This is a genomic window from Paenibacillus sp. FSL H7-0331 (assembly GCF_001956045.1).
Genome location: NZ_MRTH01000041.1, coordinates 48,412 through 63,341, shown reverse-complemented (window position 1 = coordinate 63,341; position 14,930 = coordinate 48,412). Strand labels below are relative to the sequence as shown.

Annotated in this window: 15 protein-coding genes; 14 read left to right on the top strand and 1 reads right to left on the bottom strand. The window is 46.7% G+C overall.

Annotated features, from left to right (window positions below; genetic code table 11):
- From BK127_RS34915 to BK127_RS34870, 10 genes are all read left to right on the top strand, one after another.
- Positions 1 to 322, top strand: a 322-nt coding sequence (locus tag BK127_RS34915; RefSeq protein WP_144026657.1) for an IS3 family transposase, incomplete at its 5' end; no start/stop codon positions are given.
- 40 nt (positions 323 to 362) lie between these two features.
- Positions 363 to 608 carry a family 4 glycosyl hydrolase gene (locus tag BK127_RS34910; protein ID WP_076237039.1) on the top strand — a complete coding sequence of 82 codons (246 nt, stop codon included), beginning with the start codon at positions 363 to 365 and terminating at the stop codon, positions 606 to 608.
- Between the two features lie 143 nt (positions 609 to 751).
- Positions 752 to 1,378, top strand: a complete 627-nt coding sequence (locus BK127_RS34905; protein WP_076237037.1) for a TrkA C-terminal domain-containing protein — start codon at positions 752 to 754, stop codon at positions 1,376 to 1,378.
- 362 nt (positions 1,379 to 1,740) lie between these two features.
- A complete protein-coding gene (locus tag BK127_RS34900; protein WP_076237034.1) occupies positions 1,741 to 2,898 on the top strand; it encodes a betaine/proline/choline family ABC transporter ATP-binding protein in 1,158 nt (385 codons plus the stop codon).
- The gene (locus BK127_RS34895) at positions 2,885 to 3,568 is read left to right on the top strand and encodes an ABC transporter permease (RefSeq protein WP_076237031.1); all 684 of its coding nucleotides are present in this window, start codon (positions 2,885 to 2,887) and stop codon (positions 3,566 to 3,568) included. Before BK127_RS34900 ends, BK127_RS34895 begins: the two co-directional genes overlap by 14 nt.
- A gap of 42 nt (positions 3,569 to 3,610) precedes the next feature.
- On the top strand, positions 3,611 to 4,537 hold the full coding sequence (locus BK127_RS34890; RefSeq protein WP_076237028.1) for a glycine betaine ABC transporter substrate-binding protein: 927 nt from the start codon (positions 3,611 to 3,613) through the stop codon (positions 4,535 to 4,537).
- A 17-nt stretch (positions 4,538 to 4,554) separates the two neighbouring features.
- A complete protein-coding gene (locus BK127_RS34885; RefSeq protein ID WP_144026656.1) occupies positions 4,555 to 5,247 on the top strand; it encodes an ABC transporter permease in 693 nt (230 codons plus the stop codon).
- Positions 5,248 to 5,417: 170 nt separating this feature from the next.
- Positions 5,418 to 6,425 carry a LacI family DNA-binding transcriptional regulator gene (locus tag BK127_RS34880; RefSeq protein ID WP_076237026.1) on the top strand — a complete coding sequence of 336 codons (1,008 nt, stop codon included), beginning with the start codon at positions 5,418 to 5,420 and terminating at the stop codon, positions 6,423 to 6,425.
- A 13-nt stretch (positions 6,426 to 6,438) separates the two neighbouring features.
- Positions 6,439 to 8,238, top strand: coding sequence for an L-fucose isomerase (locus BK127_RS34875; protein WP_076237023.1), 1,800 nt, complete (start codon positions 6,439 to 6,441; stop codon positions 8,236 to 8,238).
- Positions 8,239 to 8,261: 23 nt separating this feature from the next.
- Entirely contained in the window at positions 8,262 to 9,947 is a 1,686-nt protein-coding gene (locus BK127_RS34870; RefSeq protein WP_076237021.1) for a ribulokinase, read from the top strand.
- A gap of 189 nt (positions 9,948 to 10,136) precedes the next feature.
- Here the strand turns inward: BK127_RS34870 and BK127_RS34865 are convergent, their stop codons facing one another.
- Positions 10,137 to 10,517, bottom strand: coding sequence for a hypothetical protein (locus BK127_RS34865; RefSeq protein ID WP_076237018.1), 381 nt, complete (start codon positions 10,515 to 10,517; stop codon positions 10,137 to 10,139).
- Between the two features lie 175 nt (positions 10,518 to 10,692).
- Here BK127_RS34865 and BK127_RS34860 point away from each other — a divergent pair, with 175 nt between their 5' ends.
- The 4 genes from BK127_RS34860 to BK127_RS34845 all read left to right on the top strand — a co-directional run bounded on the left by BK127_RS34860 (position 10,693) and on the right by BK127_RS34845 (position 14,896).
- The gene (locus BK127_RS34860; RefSeq protein WP_076237015.1) at positions 10,693 to 11,169 is read left to right on the top strand and encodes a nucleoside deaminase; all 477 of its coding nucleotides are present in this window, start codon (positions 10,693 to 10,695) and stop codon (positions 11,167 to 11,169) included.
- Between the two features lie 99 nt (positions 11,170 to 11,268).
- Positions 11,269 to 12,414, top strand: a complete 1,146-nt coding sequence (locus BK127_RS34855) for a metallophosphoesterase (RefSeq protein ID WP_076237013.1) — start codon at positions 11,269 to 11,271, stop codon at positions 12,412 to 12,414.
- Positions 12,415 to 12,689: 275 nt separating this feature from the next.
- Positions 12,690 to 13,514, top strand: coding sequence for an adenosylmethionine decarboxylase (speD, locus tag BK127_RS34850; RefSeq protein WP_076237010.1), 825 nt, complete (start codon positions 12,690 to 12,692; stop codon positions 13,512 to 13,514).
- Positions 13,515 to 13,657: 143 nt separating this feature from the next.
- Positions 13,658 to 14,896 carry an MFS transporter gene (locus BK127_RS34845; protein ID WP_076237007.1) on the top strand — a complete coding sequence of 413 codons (1,239 nt, stop codon included), beginning with the start codon at positions 13,658 to 13,660 and terminating at the stop codon, positions 14,894 to 14,896.
- Positions 14,897 to 14,930 lie beyond the last annotated feature (34 nt).

The following is a 14,930-nucleotide window of genomic DNA, read 5'->3' as shown; positions in this document are numbered from 1 at the left end:
GAGCATCTCTGTCCGGTTGGAGCGTATCCAAATGTTTCATACTGACCGTGGTAAAGAATTCGATAACACACTTATTTCTCAATCGTTACAAACTTTTGGAATCAAACGTTCATTAAGCAAGAAGGGCTGCCCTTACGATAACGCGGTTGCCGAAGCTACATTTAAGATTTTCAAAACGGAATTTGCTAACCATGCTCATTTCCTGAGCTCTGAACAGCTAGCTCTAGAGCTCAGTGATTATGTTCACTGGTTCAACCACCACCGAATTCATGGTACCTTGGGGTATCTCACTCCCATTGAAGCTAGAAAGATGCCCTCATAAATATTGTCCAGTTTTCTGTTGACAATCCAGCCTTAAGTCGGTGAGGGTTGAGGAACACAAGAACGTTATCTCCTACATAATACAATGGATTGAACAATGGTGCGGTCCAATACAATACTGCGCCGAGGGTCCGATTTTTGCTGACCGCAATGGGTTAAACCGTGTCGTTATAGGCGATTTGCCACCACAATGTGCAGCATTAAATTTGACCAATATTAACGTCCGGCGGTTAGCGGTGCTGGCTGCCAAATCCGGTGATTCTAACTGTTATTTCACGGTTTGGTGAACTTTCCAAATAAAAGCCAGTTATGCAGTGTCTGCAGTGTTGCACGAAGCTTTCTCTATACCTTATGATATCAACAGAAAGTAGTATGATGCGTGCATATTCCTTAGCTACATACAGGTATGCACGAAGAAAGGGCGAGAAAGATGCAAGAGGTCACAGGTTATAAGTCAATAGCGCTCGATATTGCCCAAAGAATTGTAAGTGGGGAGTTTCCCGTCCAGAGTAAAATTTCCGGCCGCTCCTTATTGGCAAGCCAATATCATGTCTCCCCTGAAACGATTCGTAAAGCAATCGGTCTGCTGAAGGATGAGAATATTGTTTTCGTTTCACAGGGTAAAGAGATCGTGATAGTATCGGATCAAAACGCTTTCGACTATATAACCAGGAACAATTACCTGAAATCGGTGTACTCGCTCAAACAGGAATTGCAGCTGCTATTGGTTCACAAAAAGGAGATCGATACCAAATTTGAGGTGCTGCTTACCGGAATTATCAATGCATCAGACCGACTGCAAAATTTGAAGCCCTACCATCCAGTGGAAATAAAGGTGACAAATATTTCTCATGTTGTCGGTAAGACGATCGCAAATCTTCAATTTTGGCAAAATACAGGTGCGACCATCGTAGCGCTGCGCAGAGGCACACAAGTGTCCATCTCGCCGGGCCCCCATGTTATTCTTAGAGAAGACGATGTCCTTGTTGTCGTGGGAGATGGACAAGTTCAAGAAAGAACCGAGCGTTTTCTCAATATACCTCTACAGGAAGAATAAATAGCGAAGCATATATTCAGAGGACTGTTTAGTGGCTTTTTAGGCCATGGAACAGTCTTTTTTGTCATTACAGTGATCGATTATTTACGGACAACAAACAACTTCATTTACAATTTAAGGTTGTCAGTTGGTTATTGGTTTGTTATAGTATGAATATCTTATTGGAGCGGTGCTTCCCTATTTCTTAGCTTTATTGGCGATTTCTACTCTACTATTGTTTCCAAATAAGACGAATGTACCAAGACTACTGCACTCTGCGTAGCCTTGTACGGCTGCGCCAACAATTACCGAGTGAATAGGAGGGATTCGATTAAACAACGTTATTTTGAAGCAAATAGAGAAAACGAAAGGTGGTTACCCGCATGATTAAATTTAAAGGAGTTAACAAGGTTTATGAGGATGGTCACAAAGTGTTAAACGATATTAACCTGGAATTGAAGGAAGGAGAGATAACGGTACTGATCGGCCCGAGCGGATGCGGAAAAACGACCACGATGAAATTAATCAATCGATTAATCAACCCATCGTCAGGTGAAATCATGATTCATCAGGACAATATTGCCACATTGGATCCCATTGAGCTTAGACGAAAGATCGGTTATGTCATTCAAAATATCGGTTTATTCCCGCATATGACCATTGCACAAAATGTAGGTGTTGTACCTCGTCTTCTAAAGTGGGATAAACTCAAAATCGAGGCAAGGGTTGAAGAACTATTAGAGCTTGTTGGTTTAAAACCTGATATATACCGTAACCGTTACCCGTCAGAATTGAGTGGAGGGCAGCAGCAGCGGGTTGGTGTGATTCGAGCTTTAGCTGCAAACCCGGACGTCATTCTGATGGACGAACCTTTTAGTGCACTGGACCCCATCAGTCGTGAACAATTACAGGATGAGTTGGTTCGTTTGCAGCAGGATATTAAAAAAACAATCGTATTCGTCACCCATGATATGGATGAAGCAATCAAAATCGCTGACACGATTATTTTGATGAAGGATGGGGAGATTGTTCAAAACGGACATCCGGAACAGATTTTGCGTCATCCCGCCAACGAATTTGTCAAAAACTTTATTGGCCAAAAAAGACTCCAGTCACACAATACGTTGGAAGCTCCTACAGTTGATGAGGTCATGGTCGATAATCCGGCTACTGCATCTCCTTCGAGAGGTTTGGCTGCAGCCATGAAGCTGATGGAGAAGCGCCGTGTGGATTCCTTATTGATCGTGGATAAAAACAACAAGCTGCAGGGATCGGTATCGATTTACCGTGTTCTCGATCAATATGGGGAAGAAAGCAAAACCGTAGCCGATGTCATGAAGCCAGTGGAACATGTTGTGCTGACAGGGACTTCGCTTTCCGTAGCCTTAAACATGATGACGGAATATCAATTATCCAATTTAGCCGTTGTACGTGATGACCATTATTTCGTTGGACTAATCACGAGAGGTTCTGTCGTCAGCCATATGGCAGATGTGTATTCTTCTGAAATCATTGGGGGCGATGCCCATGCAGCAATCTAATTTTTTTATAAAATATGTTGAATTTTTACAGGAAAGATACCCCGATATTTTAATTGCTACGCGTGACCACTTGACTATTTCTGCAGTTTCTATCGTTCTGGGTACGTTGGTTGCCGTTCCGTTAGGTATGTTTCTGGCGAAGAATCAGATGAAATGGCTTCATACCCTCATCTTTACAATCACAAATGTATTTCAGACGATTCCAAGCTTGGCGCTGTTGGCCATTCTGATTCCACTGCTGGGGATCGGGGTGAAGCCGGCCATATTCGCCTTATTTCTATATTCCATACTGCCTATTCTTCGAAATACGTATGCAGGCTTTCATGCTGTCGATCCGTCAATTGTGGAATCGGCCCGGGGCATGGGTTACAGTGCGAGCCAGCGCTTGCTGCTCATTCAGTTCCCGTTGGCTTTCCCTTATATCATGTCTGGTTTGCGGATCACCACAGTCTATATTATCAGCTGGACCACTTTAGCGGCCTTAATCGGAGCCGGGGGCCTCGGAGAACTCATCGTTTCGGGTATCGGTGTCAATAAGAAAGAGCTTATTATTTCAGGGGCTGTTTCCGCTATCCTATTGGCGCTGCTTGCTGATCGAATTCTGGGCAGTATTGAAAAAAGGGTTTCCCGAAAAGCTCAAACGACGTCATTGAACGCAACCAAGGCTTGAATGAACTTGTAAATAAATCAAAACGATATATATGGAGGAATTATGAGAAAAAAAGGGATATTGCTTACAGTTAGTGTCGCATTGTTGGGGTCATTGGTATTGTCTGCATGCAGTGATCAAGGTGCGAGCAGCGGTAAGGAGGGTGCGGCGCCAGCTTCGATCAATATCGGCACTCAAACCTACACCGAACCGAAAATTTTAGCCGAAATGTACAAAGCATTAATTGAACAAAACACGAAGGTAAAAGTGAAAATTGTACCAGATCTCGCTGCAAGCCCGATTGTCATTCAATCGATGAAGAACAATGACATTCAAATGGCCACTTTGTATACGGGAGAAATTTTTAACGGATATTTCGATATTCAAGACACGAAGGATCGCAAAGAGGTTTTAAAGCAAGCTCAGGAGGGATTCGACAAAACGTTTGATTTCAAATGGTTTGAACCTTATGGCTTTGAAAATACGTATGCCTTCACCGTGCGCAAGGAGCTTGCTGATCAACACAAGCTGAGCACCGTATCCGATTTGAAGGAGCTTGCCCAAACGATGAAGCTCGGTGTAGATACGACCTGGCTTGAAAGAGATAACGATGGCTACAGAGCCTTTACCAAGTTCTACGGCTTTGCCTTCGGAGAGAGATTTCCGATGGAAATATCCTTAGTTTATCAAGCAGTTGCTGATAAAAAGGTAGATGTCGTCCTTGCCTACACAACAGATCCGGGAATCAAGCAGTATAACCTGCAGGCCTTAAAGGATGACAAACAATTTTTCCCGCCTTATGATGCTTCTCCAGTAGTTAGAAAGGATATCTTACAGCAGCTGCCTGAACTGAATGATGTCATTACTTCCTTGGCAGGAAAAATTGATGCCGAAGCGATGACTGACTTGAACTATGAGGTGGACGTGAATAAACGTAGTCCACAGGAGGTAGCCGCACAATTTTTGAAGGAAATCGGATTGCTGAAATAAGTTGAGGATGTGAGACAATGAATCAGAACGGCAATGGAATCATAGAGCTCTTTCAGTATATGCAGGACCATGCAGTTCACCTGCTAAGCTTGACCTGGGGTCATATCATCATGGTATTCAGTGGACTTAGCCTCGCTCTCATCGTCGGTATACCGTTAGGTGTTGTCAGCGCACGCAATGAACGACTGGCATCCGTCATATTGGCCGTAGCCAATGTGATTCAAGTGATGCCGAGTCTAGCCTTATTGGCATTATTGATGTTATACCTTGGATTGGGCTTTAAAACGATAGTAGTCGGTTTGTTCTTTTATTCGCTGCTTCCGATTATTCGCAACACCTATGTCGGCTTGAAGGAAGTCGATGCAGGGATCAGCGAGGCTGGTAAGGGACTCGGCATGAGTCCTTGGCAGCTGCTGCTAAAGGTTCAACTGCCGCTTTCATTACCGTTTCTGATGGCAGGACTTCGTGTAGCTGCTGTCATAGCTATCGGTGTGGCGACGCTGGCTCCGTTATTTGGAGGGGATGGACTTGGCAGGGAAATTTACTCCGGACTAAACCTTCGCAACTCTCTGAAAATTTATGCTGGAGCTATTCCTGCTGCTGTCTTGGCTATATTGGCGGATATATTCCTGGGCAGGCTGCAGGAAAAGCTGAAGACTGGGAGACGCCAGCAAAAGCCGACTTTGAATCACGGATCAGCAAAAGCTTGAATCTATACGTGTATCTGCATAAACAGGTGCTGGTTGTTCATTTAATTGAGGTCTCTTAGGCCTCTTTTTTCTTTGATAAAAACCACTTGACCGGATTTTGAAAACAAATTATAGTTATATGTAATCGATTACGTAAACGATTACAGAGCAAAACTCCTAGGAGGGCAATTATGGCAAAGGCCACAATCAAGCAAGTAGCCGCAGAGGCGGGCGTATCTACAGCCACCATATCGCGGGTACTGAACAGCAGCGGCTATGTCAGCGATGAGGTCAAGAATCGAGTTATGCTCGCAGTCGACAAGCTGCAATACCAGCCTAACGCCATTGCAAGAAGCCTGAAGCAGGACAAAAGCTTTACGATTGGCGTTGTGCTGCCGGACATATCGAATCCATTTTTTATGACGATATGCCGAGGGCTGGAGGATGTGGTTCAGGAATACGGCTACCACCTGATCTTTTGCAGCTCCGATGAGCTGCCGGAGAAAGAGGCGCAGCTGCTGCAGTTGATGACCGAGAAAAGAGTGGACGCTGTTGTCCTGGCTACCACAGGTGGCAATGAGGATCTGGTGGCACGAATGTCGGCTGCTGGGATTCAGTTTATTTTGGTCGATAGAAGTCTGGATTTACCGGGACCTGCTGTTGACCTCGTAGCTGAGGATGATGTGAATGGAGCCTACGAGCTGACGAAGCAGTTAATTCTGCAGGGTCACTCCGTTATCGGCGTGATTAATGGCTGTATGGGCGTCAGCACGGGACAGGATCGATTTGTTGGCTGTCTGAAAGCTTTTACGGAGGCTGGTATGGAGCATGAGGCTGCGTATGATTATGATGGCAAGTTCACGGAATCGGGTGGAAGAGAGGCTGTACGTTATTTTCTGCAAATGGCAAAGCCGCCGACAGCACTGTTATCCTTCAATAACAAAATGACGTTTGGGGCCCTGCTGGAGCTGACCGAGAACGGTCGGGACATTCCCGGTGATATTGCGATTGCTTCGTATGGAGAAGTGGAGGCGGCAAGGCTGCTCAAGCGCTCCGGCATTGTGTATGTCGATCAAAAGCCATACGAATTGGGTATCAAGGCTGGAAGAACGGTTTTGCATCGATTGGAGAAGGGTGCGGAAAGCACAGAGGCAGTTCGCGATATTTTACAACCTGTAATCAAAAAATTGGAATCCTGAGAGGAGCTTTTTTATGAAACATGTAGAAGCGGTTAATCGTTTGAACGGCAGTATGCCGAAAATTGGTATTCGTCCTGCGGTTGATGGTCGTCGCGGCGGGATTAGGGAGTCATTGGAGGAAGTGACGATGAACATGGCACATGCTGTGGCGGAGTTTTTGTCGTCCAATTTGCGCCATTCGAATGGATTGCCGGTGGAATGTGTCGTAGCGGATACGTGTATCGGTGGCGTAGCGGAAGCTGCACGGACAGCCGAGAAATTCGCACGTGCAGGCGTTGGTGTCAGCATCACAGTCACTCCTTCATGGTGCTACCCGACAGAAACCATCGACACGGACCCAACGATTCCTAAAGCGATCTGGGGATTTAATGGAACTGAGCGTCCGGGAGCAGTATATTTGGCTGCTGCATTGGCTGCGCATAACCAGAAGGGGCTACCCGCCTTCAGTATTTATGGCAAAGACGTACAGGATATCGGCGATACGACGATTACTCCCGATGTTCAGCAGAAGCTTCTGCAATTTGCCAAAGCGGGCTTGGCTGTAGCGACGATGCGAGGCAAGTCGTACCTGTCGATGGGCTCTGTCTCGATGGGAATCGCTGGCTGCATTGCAGACGAGAGCTTTTTCCAAAGCTACCTGGGAATGCGCAACGAGTATGTGGACATGACCGAGTTTGTGCGCCGCATGGAGCTCGGCATTTATGATAAGGAAGAATATGAGCGTGCTTTGGTGTGGACGAAGGAGAACTGCAAGGAGGGCGGGGATGTGAATCCGCCTGAGCTGACACGGACGCGTGAACAAAAGGATCAAGACTGGGAAACGGTTGTTAAAATGACTTTGATTGCAAGAGATTTAATGATCGGCAATCCGCAGCTCGATGGCATTGGCTATGGAGAGGAAGCGCTGGGCCACAATGCGATAGCCGCAGGATTTCAAGGTCAGCGGGCTTGGACAGATTTCTTCCCTAATGGTGATTTTATGGAGGCGATCTTGTCCAGCTCGTTCGATTGGAATGGCATTCGGGAGCCTTATGTAATCGCAACAGAAAATGATACGCTGAACGGGATTACGATGCTGTTCGGACATTTACTTACGAATGCGGCGCAAATTTTTGCCGATGTCCGTACGTATTGGAGTCCTGAAGCGGTGAAGCGTGTAACCGGCAAGGAGCTTGAAGGTAGAGCCAAGGATGGCGTTATCCATCTGATTAACTCGGGTCCAGCGGCACTTGATGGAACGGGCACGCAAAGCGTGGATGGTCAACCCGCGATGAAGCCTTATTGGGACATTACAGCCGAAGAGGTGAAGCAATCTTTGGAGGCCACCCAGTGGTGCCCGGCTGTTGACTTCTTTCGTGGCGGTGGATTTTCAACTGATTTTACAACACGCGAGGGAATGCCGGTGACGATGGCCAGAATCAATCTGATTGCAGGTCTTGGACCTGTGCTGCAGCTGGCTGAAGGCTACACAGTAGAGCTGCCGGATGATGTTCACGATAAGCTGGATCAACGCAGCAACCCGACATGGCCGACGACCTGGTTCGTACCGAACCTGACTGGGACGGGTGCTTTTAAAGATGTGTACTCGGTCATGTACAACTGGGGCTCCAATCATGGAGCAGTCAGCTACGGGCATATCGGCGGAGACTTGATTACATTGGCCTCGATGCTGCGGATTCCGGTTACCATGCATAATGTGGCTGAAGAACGCTTGTTCCAGCCAAGTGCCTGGAATGCTTTTGGCACGAGTGACCGTACGGGAGCCGATTTCCGTGCTTGCGATAACTTTGGTCCTTTATATGGCAAGAAGTAGACTGTAGGGAGGACTTATTCATTATGAAAAAAACATATGCAATCGGTGTGGATTACGGTACGGAATCAGGAAGAGCGCTGCTGGTAGATATTTCGAATGGTGCGGAAATTGCTACACATGTAACCAAGTACCCACATGGAGTTATTGATGAACGGCTGCCCGTATCGGGCCGTCGTCTGGAAGCGGATTGGGCGCTGCAGCACCCTGACGATTATTTGGAGGTGCTCCGACAGTCCGTTCCCGCGGTCGTTCGAGAGTCTGGTGTTGATCCTGCTGACGTGATTGGTATCGGGATCGATTTTACTGCCTGCACCATGCTGCCGCTCGACAGTGCAGGTCGGCCCTTGTGCTTCGATCCACAGCATCGCGATAATCCGCACAGCTGGGTCAAGCTGTGGAAGCATCATGCTGCACAGGAAGAAGCGAACCGGATCAATGAGGCGGCTGAGCAGCGGGGCGAAGCATTTTTGGCCCGCTATGGGGGTAAAATCTCCTCGGAGTGGATGCTCGCCAAGGTATGGCAAATTTTGAATGAAGCACCTGAGCTGTATGACCAGACAGATCAGTTTCTTGAGGCTGCCGATTGGGTCATTTCCCAAATGACCGGACAAATCGCCAAGAATAGCTGCACAGCCGGATATAAAGCCATATGGCACAAGGAACAGGGATATCCATCCTCTGATTTTCTGAGTTCTCTCGATCCACGGCTGGCGGATTTGACAAGTACCAAGCTGCGTGGAGCGATTCATCCACTGGGTACGAAGGCGGGTGGTTTGACAGAGGAAATGGCGATGTCTTTGGGTCTGCGAGTTGGCACTGCGGTTGCTGTAGCCAATGTGGATGCCCATGCTGCGGTTCCTGCTGTTGGTGTGGTCGAACCGGGTAAGCTGGTTATGGCGATGGGTACATCCATATGCCACTTGCTTCTCGACGAAACCGAGAAGCAGGTCGAGGGCATGTGCGGTGTTGTAGAGGATGGAATTATCCCTGGGTATTACGGCTATGAAGCAGGACAATCGGCGGTAGGGGATATATTCGCCTGGTATGTAGAGCAGGGAGTTCCCGCTTATGTCGAGCAAGCGGCGTCGGCTGCGGGTATCGGTGTTCATGAATGGCTAGAGCAGCAGGCTTCGGCATATCAACCGGGTGAAACCGGGCTGCTTGCGCTTGATTGGTGGAACGGCAACCGCTCCGTGCTGGTCAATGCTGATCTAACCGGACTTCTGATAGGCTGCACGCTGCAAACGAAGCCGGAGGAAATCTACCGTGCTCTGCTTGAAGCCACAGCCTTTGGTACAAGGAAAATTATCGATGCCTTTAACGACAATGGGGTTAAAGTGAACGAACTGTATGCATGCGGAGGGCTGCCGCAGCGCAATCGGCTGCTGATGCAAATCTATGCGGACGTGACCGGACGCGAGATCAAAATCGCTGATTCCACGCAAACACCGGCATTGGGTGCCGCGATGTTTGGCGCAGTAGCAGCTGGAGCTGCGGCTGGTGGCTATGATAATATCGTCGATGCTGCTGAACAGATGGCGAGAGTCAGAAAAGAGACGTTCCAGCCTAATTCTGCACATACAGATGTCTATGATAAGCTGTATGCGGAGTACTGCACCTTGCACGATTATTTTGGACGTGGCGCCAATCCGATTATGAAGCGGTTGAAACAGATCAGCGAGGACGCGGCACAGCCTGTTATTTCATAATACATTCTTGCTAATAGTGCGGTGAATAAGTACTACTGCGCTCATTATCCACCGCACTCTTAATGAGCCGATAATCGGTCGAGAAAAAGCCTCAATCCCAAAGTTAGACGGGGATTGAGGCTTTTCCATGTCAGAAGCAGGCTGAAGTCTTATTGCAGACACTCGCGCCCTACAGTGCAATCATCCAGGCTATTGCTTGGACTTTTGTTCCTCATATCCAGCATGATGATAGTCCGGGCTTAACAAGCGCGGTAATATACCCATTTTTTCTATATGCTTTTTGGTTTCATAGGTTCCTATTTCATATAAATACCGATAAATGTTAAGGATATCTCCATTAAACCGTTCTGTAGAGGGGTCCTGATCGGCAGTTTTGTATGGGATGGTTGCACGTTTAAACGTTAATTCCTCGGATGCTGCTTGCTTGTCGAACAAATCCCGCAATACGGCAATTTCCTCAACGCTTGCCTCTACAACAAATTCATGGGTTCGATTGGCCTTGTCCTGCAGCGCTTGCAGCTCTTCGATAAGCCCCGTTGCAACGGTTACGTAATAGGTAGATTTGGGCATGTGAAATTCCTCCTGAGCCATTCGATTTATATCCATTTGTTAACCGTCCTGCCTAACAATGAAACAGAGGTGGAAAGAATGAACATTTATTTTGTAAATGATCCTGATTTGATCTATTATTAATATGTTGGAAATTGCATGTGAAATTGTTTACCCAATGAGGAGGTTTTCATGGATGATAAATGAACAAGAGCAGCGCATGCAGGAGGCGATAGAACTTGCTGTCCAGAACGTGTTAACCGGCCAAGGGGGACCATTCGGCGCTATTGTCGTACGTAATGGTGAAATTATCGGTAGAGGCAGCAATCTGGTTACTTTAAACAATGATCCAACAGCGCATGCGGAAGTACAAGCCATTCGCGATGCATGTAAGAATATTGGCAGCTTTCAGTTAACTGGATGTGAGATTTATACAAGCTGCGAACCTTGTCCGATGTGTATCGGTGCGATATATTGGGCCCGGCCTGACGCTGTCTATTATGCCTGTACGAAAGAGGATGCTGCAGCCATTGACTTTGACGATCACTTTATATATGAGCAGATCGCCTTACCTATGGAGCAGCGCTCGATTGTGATGAAGCAAATGAAGCCAGACCAGTACAAGCGGCCTTTTGAGCAGTGGGCTGTGTCGGATATCAAGAAGGAATATTAATTCAAAGCACAAGAATAAAGATCAAGCTGGAATACGAGCTAAGCGAAAACGACTTGCAAAATTAGATTTTCTAATGGAAATGATCAGGAGTGTCAGAGGATGAACCCGCGATTTGCAGCAGTGATTACTATATTTTTATCGATATTTGCCTTGATCAATTATTATATTGGCTGGCATGCGCAGTTGTTTTTGAGTCACGTATTTCATATACAGCATTTTACGATTTGGTGGATTTGCTATTGGTTGATTGCCTTTTCTTATATGATTGGACGTCTGGGCTCGCGTTATCTTCCTTACTCGCTTTCAAGCGTTTTGAAGAAGATCGGATCTTACTGGTTCGCTGTGATGTATTTTACGTTCGTATTGCTTCCGTTTATTGATCTGGCTGCCTTGGTGCTATGGTTATTCTCCGTTCCATTGTCACTCAGCGTGCTTATTCTTGGGAGCTTATTGTGTTTGGTTGTGCTGCTGCTCATGGCCCGTGGCTTATGGAATGCGCGCAATCCGATTGTTCGCACGTACGAGATGTCGATACCCAAAGTCGGAGGTCAGCTCGACAAGCTAAGGGTGGCCGTTGCATCAGATATTCATCTGGGCTCGGTTGTAGGCAACAAAAAGCTTCAGGTGCTGGTTGATCAAATCAACGCCTTGAATCCGGATTTGATTCTGCTGCCAGGTGATATTATCGATGATGACATCAAGCCCTTTATCCGTCATAATATGGGGGCTGTGATGAAGCAGCTGCGTTCGCGGCTCGGGATCTATGCCGTTCTGGGCAACCATGAATACATGGGTGGCCACATTCAAGAATTCACCGAGCAGATGAGTGCGATTGGGATCGATGTGCTGATGGATCGATCGGTGAAGATTGCCGACAGCTTTTATGTCATTGGCCGCAAAGATAAAGCTGCTGAGCATGGTGGACCGAGTGGCAGGGAGGAACTGGACGCTTTGCTTGCCAGTGTGGATAAAACACTCCCTCTGATTCTGATGGATCATCAGCCGCATCGGCTAGATAAGGCGGAGGCCGCAGGTGTTGATATTATGTTGTCTGGTCATACCCATCGTGGACAAATGATGCCGAATCACCTGATCACAAGACGCCTCTTTGAACTGGACTGGGGCTATCTAAAGAAAGGCAACCTGCATGCGGTTGTGTCCTCAGGCTTCGGAACGTGGGGGCCGCCCGTTCGTATTGGCAGCAGATCGGAAGTCATAGAGCTTATCATTCATTTTGAAGGATAAATGCTTTGTTCGCCGGGGCGTTGAGCTGGCGGACAAAGTTTTTTGGTGTTTATGAGAGCGTTATACTATGTTACACTGGCTACAAATATACCTGATTGACTCGCACACACTTGTATGGCAACCGAAGGTGCGCGTAGGGTCAAGGCTGAGATTATGGACGCGAAAGCTTGATATTCGTGAAGAATTCGTAAAACATCTATACGCACAGCGGTTTTATGGGTAATATAAGTAGATTCAAGCTTATTCAGACTATAAGAATTGAGGATGTGTTCATCATGACATTAACGCCCGAGCAGCGAATAACCTTACATGGGTTTAATAATTTAACGAAATCGTTAAGCTTTAACATGTATGACGTTTGTTATACGAAAACCAAAGAAGAGCGTGAGGCCTATATAGCCTACATCGATGAACAGTATAATGCTGAGAGACTGACTGGAATTTTGCAAACAGTAACCACGATTATCGGTGCACATGTACTGAATATTGCCCGTCAGGACTACGATCCTCAAGGAGCGAGTGTCACCATTCTCATCTCGGAGGAGCCAGTTGAAGCCAAGAAGGAATCGTTTGACGAATCGCCGGGACCTCTTCCTGAGGCTGTCGTCATGCATTTAAATAAAAGTCATATTACCGTTCATACTTATCCTGAATATCATCCAGATGAAGGTATCAGTACATTCCGCGCGGATATTGATGTGTCGACCTGTGGTGAAATTTCACCACTCAAAGCCTTGAACTATTTGATTCATTCCTTCGATACCGATATTATGACGATTGATTATCGGGTTCGGGGCTTCACGAGAGATATCCGCGGCAACAAACTGTTTATTGATCATGATATCAGCTCGATCCAAAACTACATTCCGGAAGAAATTATCAATATGTATGATATGATTGATGTGAATGTGTACCAGGAAAATATTTTTCATACCAAATGCAAGCTTAAGCAGTTCGATATTAACAACTATTTATTCGGTTATACCAAGGAAAAGCTGGCGCCCGGTGAAGAAAAGAAGATTACAGAGCGGCTGAAAGTGGAAATGGACGAAATCTTTTACGGTAAAAATACAAATCGTGGTGGAATGCGGATCAATTAGCGTTAGCCATTGTGTCTCATGACCTGCCTATCCTGTTTTGAATCGGCTCAATTAGGTGATCCATGACCTGATTGGGCTTTTGGCTTTGTACGATGTGTAGTATGCTCTTATTTGACTAATGAAATGGCGGGTGAAGTTAATCCATGCTCCAACGCGTAAGCGGGCTTAATAAAACTTATATGATGCAACTGGCGACGATTTTTTTGGGATTTATTATTTTTGGCATATCAGAAAATATTAAAGGACCGGCCATTCCTCGAATACAATACGACTTTAACCTGGATGAAATGCAGCTGGGATCGCTATTGTCGCTGAATGCGCTGGGTTATTTGATCGCCTGCTCTTTTACGGCTTACCTGACTCGCAAACTGGGAATCAAAGCTGTGACCCTGTTGGCTTTCGGAGCGATGCTGGTGTCGGGAATCCTGATTTTTTTCTCCCGCAGCTATCCCATTTTTTCCTCATCTTACTTCTTGATGTACATCGGTAATGGAATGCTGGAGATCGGACTTGCTATACTTGGGGCGCGAATATTTATTAGAAATACCGGCACGATGATGAATCTTTCTCATTTCTTTTACGGACTTAGTTCTACGGTAGCGCCGATGATTGCCTCGGGAATGATGTCGGTGACTTTGTACGGGCATATGCTGGATTGGCGCGGGATGTATCTGGTCATGTTATCCTTGTCTGTGCTGCCGATGATTCCGGCGCTACTCAGCTATTTTCCAGGTGACGATCTGCCGCTGGAGGATCGAGTTCCGTTGAAAATGCTTGTGCGGGATCCCGCCTTATGGCTGCTGGTGCTTATACTTTCATTTGGCGTCGTATCGGAAATGGCGGTTGGTGGCTGGTTGGTCAATTTCTTGGAAAAAGCCTACAGGTGGGATGGGGTTGCGGCTTCCGGGATGCTGTCTGCGTTCTTTTTTTGCTTCTCGGCTGCAAGACTTTTTCTGGGTCCGGTTACGGATAAAATCGGGTTTAATCTGTCTCTCATCATCTTTTCCGCTTTTTCTGCCGTATGTACGTTTGCAGCTATCTGGGGCGGGGAATCACTGGCATTTTTGTTCGCTGCAGCAGGCGTGGGAATTGCACCGATTTATCCGACCATCATGGCTTTTATTGCCAAAAGATATCCACGCGGCAGCGACACTGCCATCACGTTCACCGTTACTTTGATGGGAATTGGCAGCGTTGTGGGCAACTATGCTATCGGAGCGATCACTAGCGGTATCAAAAACAGCTATGGGCTGGACGCGGAAACAGGATTGCTGCGTGGACTTCAGGCTGGATACGGCTTTATCGGTTTATGCGCACTAATCTGCGCCATATCCGGATGTATCTTGTACAAATATTTGAAAGCGCGCAAGGAACTGATCTAAATGTAGTTCTCCTGAATTTATGTAAAATTTCAAG

What these genes read in the sequence shown, in the direction of transcription:
- speD (WP_076237010.1), top strand. Translation starts at nt 12,690, where the DNA reads ATGACATTAACGCCCGAGCAGCGAATAACCTTACATGGGTTTAATAAT.
- BK127_RS34880 (WP_076237026.1), top strand. Translation starts at nt 5,418, where the DNA reads ATGGCAAAGGCCACAATCAAGCAAGTAGCCGCAGAGGCGGGCGTATCT.
- BK127_RS34890 (WP_076237028.1), top strand. Translation starts at nt 3,611, where the DNA reads ATGAGAAAAAAAGGGATATTGCTTACAGTTAGTGTCGCATTGTTGGGG.
- BK127_RS34845 (WP_076237007.1), top strand. Translation starts at nt 13,658, where the DNA reads ATGCTCCAACGCGTAAGCGGGCTTAATAAAACTTATATGATGCAACTG.
- BK127_RS34870 (WP_076237021.1), top strand. Translation starts at nt 8,262, where the DNA reads ATGAAAAAAACATATGCAATCGGTGTGGATTACGGTACGGAATCAGGA.
- BK127_RS34855 (WP_076237013.1), top strand. Translation starts at nt 11,269, where the DNA reads ATGAACCCGCGATTTGCAGCAGTGATTACTATATTTTTATCGATATTT.
- BK127_RS34900 (WP_076237034.1), top strand. Translation starts at nt 1,741, where the DNA reads ATGATTAAATTTAAAGGAGTTAACAAGGTTTATGAGGATGGTCACAAA.
- BK127_RS34865 (WP_076237018.1), bottom strand. Translation starts at nt 10,517, where the DNA reads ATGCCCAAATCTACCTATTACGTAACCGTTGCAACGGGGCTTATCGAA.
- BK127_RS34905 (WP_076237037.1), top strand. Translation starts at nt 752, where the DNA reads ATGCAAGAGGTCACAGGTTATAAGTCAATAGCGCTCGATATTGCCCAA.
- BK127_RS34860 (WP_076237015.1), top strand. Translation starts at nt 10,693, where the DNA reads ATGATAAATGAACAAGAGCAGCGCATGCAGGAGGCGATAGAACTTGCT.
- BK127_RS34875 (WP_076237023.1), top strand. Translation starts at nt 6,439, where the DNA reads ATGAAACATGTAGAAGCGGTTAATCGTTTGAACGGCAGTATGCCGAAA.
- BK127_RS34895 (WP_076237031.1), top strand. Translation starts at nt 2,885, where the DNA reads ATGCAGCAATCTAATTTTTTTATAAAATATGTTGAATTTTTACAGGAA.
- BK127_RS34885 (WP_144026656.1), top strand. Translation starts at nt 4,555, where the DNA reads ATGAATCAGAACGGCAATGGAATCATAGAGCTCTTTCAGTATATGCAG.